At 68.3% G+C, this 13894-nt stretch carries 13 protein-coding genes; 3 read left to right on the top strand and 10 right to left on the bottom strand.

Annotated elements, in window-relative coordinates; translation table 11 throughout:
* Window positions 1-159 precede the first annotated feature (159 nt).
* The gene (locus tag EEJ42_RS12245) at window positions 160-513 is read right to left on the bottom strand and encodes a hypothetical protein (RefSeq protein WP_123099974.1); all 354 of its coding nucleotides are present in this window, start codon (window positions 511-513) and stop codon (window positions 160-162) included.
* A gap of 1816 nt (window positions 514-2329) precedes the next feature.
* Window positions 2330-3139: an MmyB family transcriptional regulator gene (locus EEJ42_RS12240; protein WP_281291437.1), complete on the bottom strand. Its 810-nt coding sequence runs from the start codon at window positions 3137-3139 to the stop codon at window positions 2330-2332.
* Between the two features lie 469 nt (window positions 3140-3608).
* On the opposite strand from EEJ42_RS12240, the gene EEJ42_RS12235 reads away from it, so the two are divergent.
* On the top strand, window positions 3609-3881 hold the full coding sequence (locus EEJ42_RS12235; protein ID WP_123099972.1) for a hypothetical protein: 273 nt from the start codon (window positions 3609-3611) through the stop codon (window positions 3879-3881).
* Window positions 3882-4743: 862 nt separating this feature from the next.
* Here the strand turns inward: EEJ42_RS12235 and EEJ42_RS12230 are convergent.
* From EEJ42_RS12230 to EEJ42_RS12220, 3 genes are read right to left on the bottom strand one after another with little or no spacing between them, the layout of a single operon-like run.
* Entirely contained in the window at window positions 4744-5439 is a 696-nt protein-coding gene (locus EEJ42_RS12230) for a hypothetical protein (RefSeq protein WP_123099971.1), read from the bottom strand.
* A gap of 28 nt (window positions 5440-5467) precedes the next feature.
* Complete coding sequence (locus EEJ42_RS12225; protein WP_123099970.1) at window positions 5468-6022, bottom strand: hypothetical protein; 555 nt, start codon at window positions 6020-6022, stop codon at window positions 5468-5470.
* Window positions 6023-6028: 6 nt separating this feature from the next.
* Window positions 6029-6343, bottom strand: coding sequence for a hypothetical protein (locus EEJ42_RS12220; protein WP_123099969.1), 315 nt, complete (start codon window positions 6341-6343; stop codon window positions 6029-6031).
* Window positions 6344-6503: 160 nt separating this feature from the next.
* On the opposite strand from EEJ42_RS12220, the gene EEJ42_RS12215 reads away from it, so the two are divergent.
* Window positions 6504-6974 carry a hypothetical protein gene (locus tag EEJ42_RS12215; RefSeq protein WP_123099968.1) on the top strand — a complete coding sequence of 157 codons (471 nt, stop codon included), beginning with the start codon at window positions 6504-6506 and terminating at the stop codon, window positions 6972-6974.
* Window positions 6975-7236: 262 nt separating this feature from the next.
* Window positions 7237-8310 (top strand): NYN domain-containing protein, encoded by a 1074-nt coding sequence (locus EEJ42_RS12210; protein WP_123099967.1) that lies wholly within the window; start codon window positions 7237-7239, stop codon window positions 8308-8310.
* Between the two features lie 53 nt (window positions 8311-8363).
* On the opposite strand, the gene EEJ42_RS50245 is transcribed toward EEJ42_RS12210, so the two are convergent.
* The 5 genes from EEJ42_RS50245 to EEJ42_RS52765 all read right to left on the bottom strand — a co-directional run.
* Window positions 8364-8585 carry a hypothetical protein gene (locus EEJ42_RS50245; RefSeq protein WP_148081926.1) on the bottom strand — a complete coding sequence of 74 codons (222 nt, stop codon included), beginning with the start codon at window positions 8583-8585 and terminating at the stop codon, window positions 8364-8366.
* Window positions 8586-9761: 1176 nt separating this feature from the next.
* A complete protein-coding gene (locus tag EEJ42_RS50240) occupies window positions 9762-10514 on the bottom strand; it encodes a hypothetical protein (protein WP_148081925.1) in 753 nt (250 codons plus the stop codon).
* A 581-nt stretch (window positions 10515-11095) separates the two neighbouring features.
* Entirely contained in the window at window positions 11096-11671 is a 576-nt protein-coding gene (locus EEJ42_RS12200; RefSeq protein WP_184503049.1) for a TniQ family protein, read from the bottom strand.
* Window positions 11672-11937: 266 nt separating this feature from the next.
* Window positions 11938-12249: a hypothetical protein gene (locus EEJ42_RS12195; protein ID WP_184503048.1), complete on the bottom strand. Its 312-nt coding sequence runs from the start codon at window positions 12247-12249 to the stop codon at window positions 11938-11940.
* Window positions 12250-12393: 144 nt separating this feature from the next.
* A partial coding sequence (locus tag EEJ42_RS52765) for a hypothetical protein (protein ID WP_246096391.1) occupies window positions 12394-13894 on the bottom strand: 1501 nt, incomplete at its 5' end.

The raw sequence follows: 13894 nt of genomic DNA, 5'->3' as shown, positions 1-13894 counted from the left end.
GCTGGGGCGGGCGCCGTCACCGTCACCCGCGCTCGTGGAGCCATCACCCGGCAACCGGAGGGAACAGGCCGGGGAGGCTAACGGGCAGGACGTGAACGGACGCCGGGATCATACGAGTTTGCGCCAAGAATCGACGGCGCCGTTTCTCTGGCTTCGAAGTTAGCGCCCAGGGCAGGGGTATTCGGGCAGGCAGGTGTGGTCGTCGTCATCCGGAGTGCGGACGAGATCGTCGCGAACCCACCCGCTCACTCCGGTCTTCTTGATCCGCACCTTGTCCCAGTACGTGCCCTTGGCGTAGGCCGAGTCGATGTGCCTGCAGGACCAGTTCCGGTACGCCACGCCATTGATGGACGAGGAGGAGCTGGGCTTGGAGCGGACGTTGACGGCGCTGGCACTGATGTGGCAGCCACTGGCCGATGTCGCCGCGTTGGCCGAAGCCGCGGCGACGGCCCCGCCAGCTGTGAGCGTCAGAGCCATGGACACGGTTGCGGCCACGCGGGCGGGCATCTTCATGAAGTATCTCCCAATCGAATCGATGCTGTGCAAGGCAGCCTGTGTGCCAACGGGGCCTCAGAACGCGTCCGAGCCTCGGTCGTGCCAGGGCACGGCACCGGAATCTGGAGTGCTGTCCCGGGATGCGGGAGCGACCGACCATGGGAGTACTGGCCGCATTGACGGCCGAGACAAGGGACAGACACACGACGGCGCGGCTTAGCGCCGGGGCGCTCGCCGAGCAGCAGCACGCACAACACGGCGGCCAACAGCGAAACAGTGAAGCGGCCGCCGAGCGGTGCGGCGCCGCTGGCCATCGAGCCCACGACCTCGGTGGAGCTCGCCCTGCGAGCCAGCGAGGCAGTGGGCATGACTCGCCACTGTCAGCGGTGGTGCGAAGGCCGCCGAGGCAACACCCGCAGGACGACCATTGCCTGCCCAGAATCAGGGCGAGCGGGCAGCCATGCCAGCAAACGGCCCCGCCAACAGCGCCAAATGGCGGAGCCGGGGGAAACACGATGCCCGCATGCCGGCTCGACCACCCAGCACCCCTTGGCTGCGCTCAGCCACGCGGTACGCCCACCCGCCCCGAACGCGTGAGCCGCCGGTCACGATAGCGGCCTCAGCATGGTTGGGGACCACTGGGCGGCTGGCGGCCGGCCGCAGCACCCGCGGCCCCCGTCATCCGTCGACAACTACTCACTCGTCTCCCGCACGAGCCTGTGCCACCGGGCACTACGACGCTCCCTGGCTGCACTGCGCCAGGGCGTCCACGACTCCAGTGAGCACGGGCTTCCGAGCCCCCGACCGATCCACACCTTCCCCCACTCCCGAACGAACCGGCACTCAGCTCGGAACTCTGTGGAGAAGGCCAATGGTGATGTCAGCGGCACGGTCCCTGCAGCGGCGGGGAGCGTGAATCTTGGACGTGTAGACCAAGGTCGCCGCCGTCCACGCAGCTGTACTACTACTGCGCCGCCTGTACCGCGCGGCCGGATACGTCACCCTCTCGCCCGAGACAGGGCCGGTCCCTGACCGCGGCTGGCGAGGTACCGGCGACCGTGCCCGGCCGATGGATCTCATAGCTCGCCNCTGACCGCGGCTGGCGAGGTACCGGCGACCGTGCCCGGCCGATGGATCTCATAGCTCGCCAGTCGGCATGCAGCGATCTTCAATGACCGACTGCGGCCACCCGGCGTACCCCGAGCCGACCGAGAGGTGCTTGGCGTCCCGACCCGGAAGCGAAGTCCTGGGCCCGCACGGTCGGTGACGGGCTTCCTCAGCCGTCACCGTGATCGGCGCTCGAGCCACCGTCCGGTAGACACTGCAAAACCAAGCTGGCTCTGTTTAGGCGGCAGAGCAGCGTCTGGCAGCAATTTGGGAGGCAGTGCCCGCGCCGAATGCTCGCGACTTCGGGCAGCAGCTCGGTGGTGACCGGCGGGAAGCCGTGTGCCGTCCGTCCGGAGCCCGGGGCAGAAGCACTGGCTACGGGCGAAGGTGGCAGCCGCCACCGCGCCTTTGCCGGGCGCCGATGGGGCCTCCCGGGGCCACGAACATCTGCTCCCGGAAGTCGTAGACAAAGCCACCAAGCGGCTCTGGAGGCCGAGTGGCTGCCCTTTCAGCCGGATCCTCGATCACTGGGCAACCCGGCAGAGAGGCGCGTGCTGGGTGTTTGCGGACGAGGACCACGGAGTGTACGAGCTGGGGGAGGCATCGTGCAGCTCGGCGCGGGCTTTCCAACGAACCTGTAAGGGAGGGGCCGTGGAGCCAAGCGCGCGGAACAGAAAGGTCGCCTGCTCCTGGAAAAGCACGAAAAGCATGTTGCTGACTTGCACGCCTATGCTTCGGGGCAGTCAGCGCGGTCGAGGTAGATAAGCTTCACTTCACGGACCCCCCAAGCCGCCCACTCCATGGGCAGTACCACACGCATCCGGACCGTCATAGGCCCGAGACGCGGATGCTTAATCGGGACGACATTGCCGTCAGGATGAACGATATCGGTGCTCGGGTTGCTGGCAGCGAAGTGCGAGGGCACATCCTGCTCGTAAGTTTCCGTAAGCTCCGGATGACACTGCGCATCGTGGTAAATCTTCTGGAGTACCGGATGGTCAGGGTGGAGTTGTAGTGCCGTGTCAAGATGAGCGAGCATGGGAATGAGCCAGCTGCGTCGCCAATCCAGCAGTACCTGTGGAGCGGCCGGATGAAAGAGGACGAACCGCATGACGTTCACATGGGGGCTGTCGCGAGGATGGTCTGCCACCTGAGACATGAGCTCACACCAAGCTGGGTTGGATGCAAGCACGTCCCATGCCCCGTCGCTGGTGTGAGCAGGATGGGGTGAATGATCGGCATCAGCTCGGTAATCCTGAAGATAGGCCTGCAACGCATTAGGGTCGGCCCCGTCCAGAGGCTGCATCTGAGAGTCGGGCTTCGTGACCAGCTCGCGCAGGAGGTCACGGAACTGCGGTGTCATTTGCAAGACTGCAGCAACCTTGTCCAGGTTTTCTTCGTGCATTTTTTTTGCGCCCGTTACCCAGTTCTGCACTGTCTTCGGGGCCACGTCGATAAGTTCAGCCAACTTCTGCTGACTCATATTCTGGAGCGCTAGATTCCAGCGAAGGATGCGAGGAACGTCCCATGCGCTCATAACTCCGGTGGTGTCGGTATTGCCGGGTGGGATCCGGCTTCGACTCGTCTTTGGTACTTCCTCTTGTGTCACATCTGCCCCCAGTCGCCGTTTCTCGCCAGCTATGCGCATGCCCGAGAGGGGCCTCGTGCGCGACGGCCCGGGAATCCCCCTTTTGGTCGGAGTTGTCCAGGTGAGCCGCCGCGCGTTCTCGCACGCAGTATATTCCCTCTACAGGAACCTACCTCCGAATTCCCCCTGACAGATCCGCCCGATGTCAACGCAACGCTGAGCACCTTGACTCTGGCGCCGCAAGGCCGACCATGATAGAGGGCGGCAGGTAAGTGTGTAGGCGCACATGAACCTTATGTAGCCGACTATTAGTGAATAGTGAATTTTGGCACTTCACGGAAGAACAGGACAAGGCAGATTCTTCTGGCAATTTCACTCGACTGGTACCTGCCTCTGGACGTCAGGAAAGGAAAGACAGATGCCCCGTAACTCTCGCGAGGATCAGCCCGCCGCCGTCGAGGACGCGGCCGGGGAAGGCCAAGCCACCCCCCTGGCCGAAGAGGCACACCCGATAAGCCCACTCGCCACACCCCAGCAAGTGGACCGCATCATGTCACTGCTCGCCGAGCGCGGACACAACGACGAAGGCAACAACTCCGCCACCGGTCTGATGGGCAGGGCAGGTATCAAGAAGCTCAGCCAAACCGAGGCATCCGCATACATCAACTTCTGGCAGGGCGGTCGCTGGTAAGGCCACGCCGCACTGTCGGCCGCCTGCCTCCGCACGGCCACCCGAACACACCTTCCGCACAGCCACCCGAGCACACCTTCCTCCACCCCGAGCGTCGCGCTCCCACCGCGTCGCAGGAGAGGGCCACCGCCGACGGCGAACGGGCCAAGGCTGGAGCCCTGGTTGGCCAAGGCACGCAACAGGCAGCGCGCCGGTGCCCTGGACAGGCCATGCCGCCGTTGTCGTCTGTCTCTTCGACGGCGATTGAACCGAGGACACCGCCCAATCCGTCTCCCTGGTCCCACCCCGTACCGCGTTCAGGACGCACACGCCTTGAGTTGGCGAGGAGGCTTGGAGGTGGCCGGTCTGGCCGTTCACAACTCCCCGTGACAAGACGGTGTTGCCCCTTGAAGACGAGGACATGCTGCAAGCTGGCGCGCGATGCCCGAGCTCGACCGCGCCAGCGCGGCCCCGGCCCGCACGCCCGCCCCCAGGCCCCACCCGCGGCGCTCGGGCATGACCATCGGGTAGCGCCCCGGCGAACCGCATGAGGTACGGGCCCGCCCGCGCACCACCACGCGCTGACGAAGACCTGCGCATGCACCATCGGCCAAGTCCCGGCCGTGTGGGCTCACCGATCGGCCGGAAGGTGCCCGCCGGGGGGCCGACCCCGACTGCCTCTACAACCTGATCCTGGTCGCCCGTGACGATGCCTGGCACCGTCGCGGCGGCCAACCGCCGTCGGCACTGCCCTGCCCGGACACGGGCGTCGGCCGGACGTCGGGGCGCTGACGGCATCAAACGTCTCGGATAGGTAGACGACGTGTCGCGCCACCCTGACGGGTCGGGACGCTTACCGTTCCCGGGGCGCGGTCCGGCCCGGCTATCTGATGCGCGGTGTCTGCTGCCCTGGATCCTGCTGGTGTACGTGGTGATCGGTGGGTGCCTGCTGCCCGGAAGCCGCGCCCGGCTGGCCGGCCGCCCGTTCCGCAATGCCCTTCTGGAGTCTGGCCCCCATGGCGCGGATATCCGCCTCGCGGCCCGCGTATGGCGAGGCCTCCTCGGTCCGTCGAGGGGCCTGCCCGGGGAGCAGGTCGCCGATGTCACTAAAGCGGGCCCGGTAAGTGAGGCGGCGCATCGCGTGATCGTGGTTGGGGGAGCTGGTGTCCTTTGAGCGTTGCGGTGCGATGGCGGCGTCCACCGGCGGGTCGAAGACGGCGCTGTGGTTGACCGACGGCCGCTGCGAGGCCCGCCAGGACATCCCGGCCAACTGCACCTCGATGCCGGGGGAGTCGATGAAGCGCACCCATGTGGCCTTGACGTCGTGCAGCGGCAGATCCTGGTCACGCAGTGGCAGGACGTGGAAGGTCAGGTGTGTGGCCGGCCGCTGGGGCTCTGTGCTGAGGAGCTGCTCGCGGAAGAGATCCTCGAATGCGGCGTGCTCGGTGGTGTTCCAGGCAGAGTCGTGCGGCAGGTTCCCGTGCCCGATGTGGCTGAGCACGAGTTCGGCCCGCTCCGCGGCGTCGCGACTGCCGTCGTGCACGATGCGGTGCAGCCCGGGCGGAAGGAACAGCCGCATCCCGCCGTACAGCTCATCGAGGCCCGGATCAGGTCCCTGGGCATCGGGCTCGTGGAAGAGGGGGGGCGCACTGGCGTGCCTCGTCCTCCATCGACTCGCCGTACCGGTACACCTCATCTTGGTGACCGTTCACGCCGTGGTACCGGTTCTGATAGGCGTTAGCGTCCTTCTGGTTCACGATGATGAGGGGATCGAAGTAGTAGGCCCACTCGGCCGGGGGGCGGTTGTGCACGTTGCGTTCCGGCGCGGGATCGGTGTACCGGTCCCACCACACTGTCCCCGGGGGATCGCGCCTTCCGTGGTTGATCCAGGCAGTGGGGTAAGCCGCGTAGAGCGCGTCCATCATCACCGAGGCCAGATGCCGTTTTTGGTAGTCGGGCTCCACCTCCAGCCCTGCGACATCAACGGCCTGCCCGTCGGGGTGGACGTAGACGTCCAGGCGACCCGCGTACGAGCCCCCCACCAGCGCCATCACCCGTCGGCCCGACCATGCCCCGCCCCCCTCGATCTTCCAGTCGGTCAACCATAGCGACACGCCCTCGGTGACACCGTCCACCTCCAGCCGCGCCTCGGCCCCCGCCACGGTCGCCTACTCCTGCGGCGCGGGCAGGCCCCAGACCGAGACCACCCGGCAGCTCACCTGGCGAACCTGGGGAAGAGCCCGGAGCGTCTCCGCCACGGACTCCTCCACCGCTTGTGCCGCCTCCGCCCCCGGCAGATGAGGAAAGGCGCCCCTCTCGGTTTCCACAACGACCTGCACCGTGACCGACATGCCGTTTTCGGGCGAGACAGGCCGAGGGTCCGGGTGGGTGACCACCTGCGCCGTGCGAACGACATCCCCTCGGTCGTCGGGTTCTGACGGCATGCCGGAGATGATCTCGGCACCGCTGTTCAGCAGGGCCATCAGTCGGTCGACCTCCACGGGCGACGGCCCGTCGAACCGCACCCGTGTGAAGACCGGACCCGGTGAGGAGGGCTGACAGGGTGCCCGAACCGTACATCACCGCGCCGTCCCGGGCCGCGCGGAGCACACGGCGATCCTCGGCAACAGATACTCTGGCCTCATGGTCATCGTGGACTGGAAATTGGGTACTACGACCGGAACCGTGGACCTGATGAACGTCGACGAAGCGTGGGAGTGGGCCACCCCGCTCGTTGAAGGCTTCGACCCGATAGCCGACGACCTGCACGCACAGACTCCCGAGACACTCGCGACGATCCTCGACTCGAACAGGGAATGGACGTCCCGTCACGGCGACTGCCACCTGACCCTCACCCAGCGGCTCATACAGGTCGAGTGGCAGATTGACGCGACGCGCGGTGACACCACCGTGGCAACCGTGGAGGGCGTGCGGGCCGCGGTTACGCGGGCCTTCCGTAGCACAAAGTTCGCTGTTCCAGGGGCGGCTGAGGACCGTCCTGACGCGCTGCCGGAAGCCCGCATTGAAGCGGAGATTCGGGGGTGCCTTGATTTCTATGGTGCCTGGAACAGCAGCGGCCCGGCATGGGATATCACAGCTCGCTACACCAACTGACCCGGCCCCCTTTGGAATAGGTCGGCCACCCCTGGTGGCGTAGCGCCCTCGTCGAGGACCAAGACAGGGAGGGAACCCATGACTGCCGGTGACCGCGGCGGTGGGCATCAGCGAAGCCGGCCTGTCGCGCTTCCTGCCCGGTACCGCGTGCCGAGCACCGACCGCCCCCGCCCCACGATGTCAAGCGGTACCGCAAAACCAGAGGGCTTGCCGAAGCGGTTGTGATGGACTGGCAGTCGAATGTGGTCGAGGAGGGAAGTACGTGGACCGCTGTCTCGTCCTGGTTGACGCCGGGTACCTACTGGGCGCCGCGGCGACGCTGCTGACGGGCGATGCCGCACGCTCGCGCCTGTCCGTCGACCACGCAGGTCTGATTCAGCAAATCCGCGACCGCGCGCAGACCGAGACCGGCCAGCCGCTGCTGCGGATCTACTGGTTCGACGGGGCACCGTACCGGGTGCCCCAGCCCGAGCACCGGCGCCTGCGGGTGATGCCCCGGGTCACGGTGCGCCTGGGCATGCTCACCCGCATCGACGGCCGCGTCCAGCAAAAGGGGGTCGACGCGGCCATGCACGCCGAGCTGATCGAGCTGGCGCGGAGCAAGGCGGCCAGCGACATCGTGCTGCTCACCGGCGACGGTGACCTTCTACCCGGGGTGATGGCGGCCAAGGAACACGGCGTCGCCATGCACTTGTGGGCCGTGCAGGCCGCCGACGGGGCCTACAACCAGTCCGAGGACCTGGTCGCCGAAGCGGACGAGCGGCAGCTGCTGGACCGCGCCTGGCTCACCCAGGCCATCACCGCAGCCGAGCCGACCCCGCAGGAAGATCCGTTGCAGGCCGCTCCCGAGCCGTTCGCGCCCAGCGGCACACCCCAGGCCCCCCTCCCGACACCCGCCCGCACTCCTACCCCGGACGACCTGGCACGATCCGCGCCATCTGTGACCCTGCGCTGGTCCTCGGACACCGGGCACGTCGCCCCCGACGACGGGATCCCGCTCCTGGCGACCCTCACCACCTCCCGGCAGGTGTGGGTGGACCGTGAGCAGGACCTCTCGGTGGGCGGCGAGCCCCACGAGGTGGGGAAGATCTTCGCTGCCCGCTGGGCCGAACGACTCCCCCACGACCAGAGCGCCGACCTCCTGGACAGGCTGAATCAGGCGCGTCCCCGGATCCCGCGCTCCCTCGACAGCGAATTGCTGCGCTATGCCGCGCGGTTTGGCACCATCGCCAATGACGCACTGGACATCAGTGAAGAGCACCGGAAGTGGCTGCGCGCGGGATTCTGGATCGGCCTCGAGCAGCCGATGGAGGCACTGTCCGCGCCGACGCCGTGAGCGACGGCCTGCCGCAGCAGTCGCCCCAGGGCACGGCTGTGGGCTTCTGCTGGCTAGACGGCGCCGCTGAGGACCGACACTTCGCGCCGGGCCGTCTCGTACGCGATCGGTGAAGGCCGCGGTGGGCATGCGCGGGTCGGCATCGGCTGTGGGAGAGGGCTGGTGTGCCCGGGCGGGCTGACCCGGTCGACGGCGGCGCGCACCCGGCGGGCCATGTCGCCTTGGACTGCCTTGGCGAACGGGGCCGGAACATCGGGGCGGTCCACCCCGCCCACGATGGCTCCCGTTCTGGGTCCCGACCCAGGCGTGGGTCTCCAACTCCGGACGCAGCCGGTCCCATAACCAGGAACGACGAACACCGCGAGCTGCGCACACTCCTGCTACTGCTGGCCATGGTGGAAAGCTTCGCCAGGCCCTTGACGAAGCTGGCGAGCTCGACGCCGCCCGCACCTGAACCTGGACCGCTCCAACCTTGCTCTGCTCGCGCGGACGCCGAGGTTCACGCCCGTGGCCGTCCTCGGCGATCCACGCACCCGGGCAACACGGGGACGTCCGGCTGGCCGCCGGGTTCGGGGTGGCGGTCAAGCAAGACACGAGGCACTGTGAGCGCAAGGGCGCTTCGTGGCCGCCGCCCTGAACAGCGCACTCGCAGGCAGAACGCCCGCTGCTCGGCAGCCGTACCCCGAGCGCCGGTAGCCTTCGGGTGCGGGTCTCGCTCGTCCGCCACCCGGCCACGCCCCGTTCCTGTCTGCCGCGTGAGTGCGAATACGACGTCTCCTCGCTGCCTCACCCTCAGCGGCAACGTTGATGGCCATCGTTTCATTGGCTGGGCCCTGGCCGCCCCGACGGCGAGGAGCGCGTGGGTCGGGGGATGGGCACCTGGAGTGGGACAGAGGCCCGGGGTCACCTTTCTGCGGTGTCCTCCCGTACCTGGGCGCGGGTGAGAATGTCCAGTGGGCGGGGGTTGCCCCGCACGCTGGCGTCACGTGCCGCTGCCCACAATGCCCTTTCCAGGGCCGCCACGGCGCCCCTGTACATGCGCCCTCCGCTGTCCCGGGAGATCTCAGCTTGCTCGTAGGCAGTCAGCAGACGTCGTGTTCCGAACTGGGCGAGGTCGTCCAGCTCGGGCCACGCACCGGCCAGCGCTGCGTCAGTGGAGAGCTGCCCTATCAGCTCCCGCACCACATCGTGACGCTGTTCCCAGCCGTATGGGCGTGGGCGGCACTGCTCCCCTGTCACCACCAGCTCTCTCCAGGTGCCATGTCTCAGCGGGGCCACCGCATTTGTACGCGTGGCGTCCACGCACCTCAGCGGGTTCCGTTCGTGGATCGGTCACAATAACCGTTTCCACGAGCGCATTCCCTGGTCCTGGTGCGGGTGGTCGTTGTAGAGCTCGTGTGAGCTGGCTAGCATCGCCCGGCTCGGCGCTGCCTTCGGGCGGGGGCGCCGCGTCAGCGGTGGATACCCGGAGGCGGACCGCTATCCGGGCCGGTAGGGCGTTGCTGTTGCCGATGGGGATGTGGATTTCGGGTATCAGGAGCATCGCCGTGGTCAGCGTTCTCTCTGCGTGACTGCAGGATCTTTTGGACACGCGCCAACGCTTCCGGGCTCAGGGCGGGAGTGTTGGCCTCGCGGGCTTCGGCGAGTTGGCCTTCGAGGTCAGCTATGCGAGCGCGGGCTCCCCTGAGTTCCGCGCGTAGTCGCTCGGCCTCAGCATCAGAGGAGGTGCCAGTGGCCGCGACCTGCCCGACACCCGGGATGTGCGGGGGCTGAGGCTCGGACATGTCAGGAAGGTCGCGCAGCTCCAGCAGTCTGTCATGGAAGCGCTCTAGCGCTTCTACGTGTTGCCCGGGCTTCTCCCATCCGGCTGGGCCACCTTGCTCCAGGCGCCACAGCAACTGTCCCAACTCGTATTCGATGCGCTGGTCTCGGGGCCAGTCGAGAGTGGTGAGCCGTGCCCCGTAAGCGGAGGCGAGGTTGTTCTGGGCAATTTCCAACATCTTCTGCGGAGGCATGTCGCTGGTCATCATCCGCTGTCCCCGAGGCCGCGGCAGCCGGTCGGCATGCATGGAACGGGTGATTCCTGCCTCGTTCAGCCGATGAGCCAGCGCCTTGTGCCCGGTCTCATCATCCGGATCGAGGGCACGCAACGCGAGAGCTGTCTCTGTGGCCAGTCGGACCGGGTTGTGCGATGTTTCCTCCACGATACTTCCTCCACAAAGGCTGATGAGGGCACGGACAAACTCTCTCACCTTCCATCGGACCACATGCGCCCCCACGGCATTTGACCAGCTTTGTCATCCCGCGCCCGGCGTTCGGCTGTCAGACATTCGGCCTCGCGCGGATCAAGCGCCTGCACTGTGCGTACCCGCTCCACCGTGATGGGCTTCGGCGCAGGCTCCGCATGACGCCTGCCCGCCAGCCGGTCCTGGGCGTGGGCACCCCGCTACCAGGGGTCTGTACCTCATGCATCCCCGGGCCCCGGAGTCCACCGGGCAACTCGACAGCGAGCGGTGGACGATGACGTGCCGAGAACATGCCCGAACCTGCGGCTTTTAGCTGAGGCGACGTCAGCGCCTCCCGGCTGGACCTGGGCCCCACCTCCGTGAGGGAGCAGCCAGAAGAAAGACCCCCGAGCGGGGCCGCCGTGTTACTCGTGTGGCGGCCTGGCTGCGTCGGGCCCCTGCGCGATGCCGAGGGCCTTCGTGATCGCGTCGAAGACCTCGGGGCGCGAGCGGGATGTGTCCATCGGTCGGCCAGGGGAGGTCGACCAGGACCGTCGAGGTCAGCGCGGGGCCGGGCCAGTCCGGGTGCCGGGCGTGTCCAGATCGAACATGTGCACCCGCTGGCCGAAGTGAGCGGCCAGAACCGCGGCCAGCTCACCGGGGGCCGAGGAGGTCTTCCCCTCGCCACCGCGGCGGTAGTGCCCGGCGGCGAAGTTCTCCTCGGTCAGGCGCCGTACGGCCTCCACATCAGGGCGCACCGCGCGCGGCGCGGTCAGGGCGCGTGCCTGCTCGGCGGTCATACCGGTGGCTGCGGTCAGGGCCCGGACGGCGTGGTCGTCCAGGCCGTTGGCGAGTTCGTCCAGGCGCTCGGTGGCGGAGGTGCCGGGCTGGAGGCCGAGCAGTTCCATGGCGCGGTGCCGCTGGAGGCCGACCGCCGCGGCGACCCGGTGGACGTAGCCCTCCAGCCGCTCGGCGGGGCGGGGGAGGGGAGCGCCGGGGATCCGGTCCGGGAGAGCTGGCTGCTGGCCGGAGCGGGCGGCGACGGCCTGACGGGCCTGGTCCAGGGTGATGCCGGGGTGCGCCCTCTTGTACGCGCGCACGGCACGGTCCTGCTCCCGGTTGCGGGAGTTGGTCATGATGTCTCACATCCGTGTCCGGCCTGCTGCCCGACACGCGTCGGCCATCCAGGAGGAGGGCATGACGAAACCGCTCGCGCGAGTCTCAGACTTCTGCGGTCCCCTCCGGCGGTGTGGGCGTCGAGGTAGTGGCCGGGCGCGGCGCGGTTGCCCTTGGTGCACCCACCATCGTAGTGGCCTCGGCAGACGCTCAGGCCGCCGCGCTTCGACCAAGACGCTGCGTCGTCCAGCGGCTCACGCGCCCAGGTCCGCGGGACGTGGGCCGGTCACCAGTCGTCGGGAGTGCTGCCCACCCACCCGATGGGCTGGCCGTCGCTGTTGTGTCCCCAGTGCGGTTCCTCCATCGATGTTTCGTGGCCTTCGTCCAGGACGCAGATCCGCCCCCAACGGCCGTGCTTGCCCGGGCAGATCCGGATGAGTGCGGCCGTGTCGCCGTCGCGTACCGCCTGGTCGTAACGGTCCTGGAAGGGCTGGAGGCGGGCGCGCAGCTCCAGGCCAATCCGCGTCTCCGCCTCCTGGATATGCGCCCTCACACGCTGTACCTGCGGGTCGGCCAGGACGATCGACGTGTGATCCATGCTGCCTGCCCTTCTTTGCGGGTTCGTCCACGCGCCGTTGGATCATTAGCCGATCAGCCGCGACTGGCCGCGGTGCCCCGCCCGCTGGTCCGTGCTCCGGCCTCGAGGCGAACGCGCTGCGCCGCTGCGGCTCCGGTGCGGTGGTCAGGGATTGTCTGCGGGTGGTTCGGGGGCGGGGCGTCCGATCCGGTCGGGCGCGGGTTCGGGCAGGGGCCAGTGGCGGCGGTCCCGCTTGCCGACGATCGCGTCAAGGAGGGTGTCCTCGGACATCTGAAGGGCGGGGGCGCAGCGGATGAGCTGGGAGGGGGAGGCCGGGGCTCCGGCGAGCCATGCGGTGATCATGGGTTCGGGCAGGATCGCGGCCTGGGCGAGCTGGAGCGGGCTCAGACCCAGGTGCGTCATGCGATGGCGCAGGGTGCCGGCGGTCGTCATGTCGCGGGCGAGGACAGTGAGCCGTTCCTCAAGGGTGTCGGCCAGGCCGGGGTCGAGTGGTGCGGGAGGCGTGGTGCCGCGCAGGTTCGCGCCGGGCTGGCGATGGTAGTTGGCCAGGGCGTAGTTGGCGCAGTCCAGAAGCAGGTCGCAGGCCCAGACGCGGGCCTGGTGGTCGGTGCGGTCGGCGCTCAGCCGCCAGGTGCTGTTCAGGCCGCGCAGGCAGAAGTCGGTATCGACCAGCAGCCAGCCGGCGTGGACGGCGGTGGCACGGGGGTTGAGCGGCCAGATGGTCTGCGGCGCGAGGGAGGGGGTGGAGAAGAACAGGGTGAGCAGGCGTTCCAGGGTGGCGGCCATATGGATCGCGGTCGGCTCGTCGAAGAACCGCCGCTGGGCCAGGCCGACAAAGGTCTCGAACTCCTCCCACAGTCCGCCGGGCAGCTCGGTCGCCAGGACCTTGCCTGTTGCGGCGTCCTGATCACCGACAAGGGCCGGGGTACTCGCGAAGAACGCGGCCGGGTCGGCGCCGGAAAGCCGGTCAAGCAGCCAGGGCTCCCACGCGCGCGGTAGGCGGGGCCGGGTGTTGCCGAACGGTGCGAACCAGGCGCGGGGCCGAAGGTCCCCGATGCCCATCTGCAGGTTCGCGGGATGCTCCGGGTCGGTCACGACCGCGCGCAGGTCGCTGTCGTAGTGCATCAGCACGTCGAAGTCCTGGAGGTAGTACTCCAGCACGAGATCGAGGGCGCGGTGCCGGACACTGATCTGGTCCGCGGTGGGCAGGCCCAACTCCTCGGCGTAATCCTCGTCGTCGAGGAGGTCCACGAGCATCTTGGCCTGGCCGACGATCAGATGGAGCGCGAGCTCCTCGGCGGTGCAGCCGGCGTTCGGAGCCCGCCCGGCCCGCAGGTCGTCCGCCAGGTTCTCCACCGCCCCGACCATCGCGAGCCGCCACGCCGCGCTCTGGCCGTCGCACAGCGGCGGCAGGCTCCCCAGGAAGGAGTCGTCGTCGAGCCACGGCTCGTCGTCCTCGTCCTCGGGGCGTTCGAAGACCCGGTCGCCGTAGTGGAGCAGGTCGTGCCAGCCGGCCTCGGCCACCTGGTCGGCGGCGGCGGCCAGCAACTGGCGGGCCAGTGGGGTGAGTACCCCGTCCACGTTGTCGCCGAAGTACCCCCGTCCCGCTTCCTCGCCCGCGTCCGGCTCGTCCTCCTCCAGCACT

This window comes from Streptomyces botrytidirepellens (genome assembly GCF_003721215.1).
Taxonomy (GTDB): Bacteria; Actinomycetota; Actinomycetes; order Streptomycetales; family Streptomycetaceae; genus Streptomyces; species Streptomyces himastatinicus.
The sequence above is the reverse complement of the archived record's forward strand: the minus strand, read 5'-3'. Positions and strand labels throughout refer to the sequence as shown.

Coding starts and splice junctions, on each gene's coding strand:
- EEJ42_RS12245 (WP_123099974.1), bottom strand. CDS start 513: ATGAAGATGCCCGCCCGCGTGGCCGCAACCGTGTCCATGGCTCTGACG.
- EEJ42_RS12240 (WP_281291437.1), bottom strand. CDS start 3,139: ATGAGCGCATGGGACGTTCCTCGCATCCTTCGCTGGAATCTAGCGCTC.
- EEJ42_RS12235 (WP_123099972.1), top strand. CDS start 3,609: ATGCCCCGTAACTCTCGCGAGGATCAGCCCGCCGCCGTCGAGGACGCG.
- EEJ42_RS12230 (WP_123099971.1), bottom strand. CDS start 5,439: ATGCGGCTGTTCCTTCCGCCCGGGCTGCACCGCATCGTGCACGACGGC.
- EEJ42_RS12220 (WP_123099969.1), bottom strand. CDS start 6,343: ATGGCCCTGCTGAACAGCGGTGCCGAGATCATCTCCGGCATGCCGTCA.
- EEJ42_RS12215 (WP_123099968.1), top strand. CDS start 6,504: ATGGTCATCGTGGACTGGAAATTGGGTACTACGACCGGAACCGTGGAC.
- EEJ42_RS12200 (WP_184503049.1), bottom strand. CDS start 11,671: ATGACCAACTCCCGCAACCGGGAGCAGGACCGTGCCGTGCGCGCGTAC.
- EEJ42_RS12195 (WP_184503048.1), bottom strand. CDS start 12,249: ATGGATCACACGTCGATCGTCCTGGCCGACCCGCAGGTACAGCGTGTG.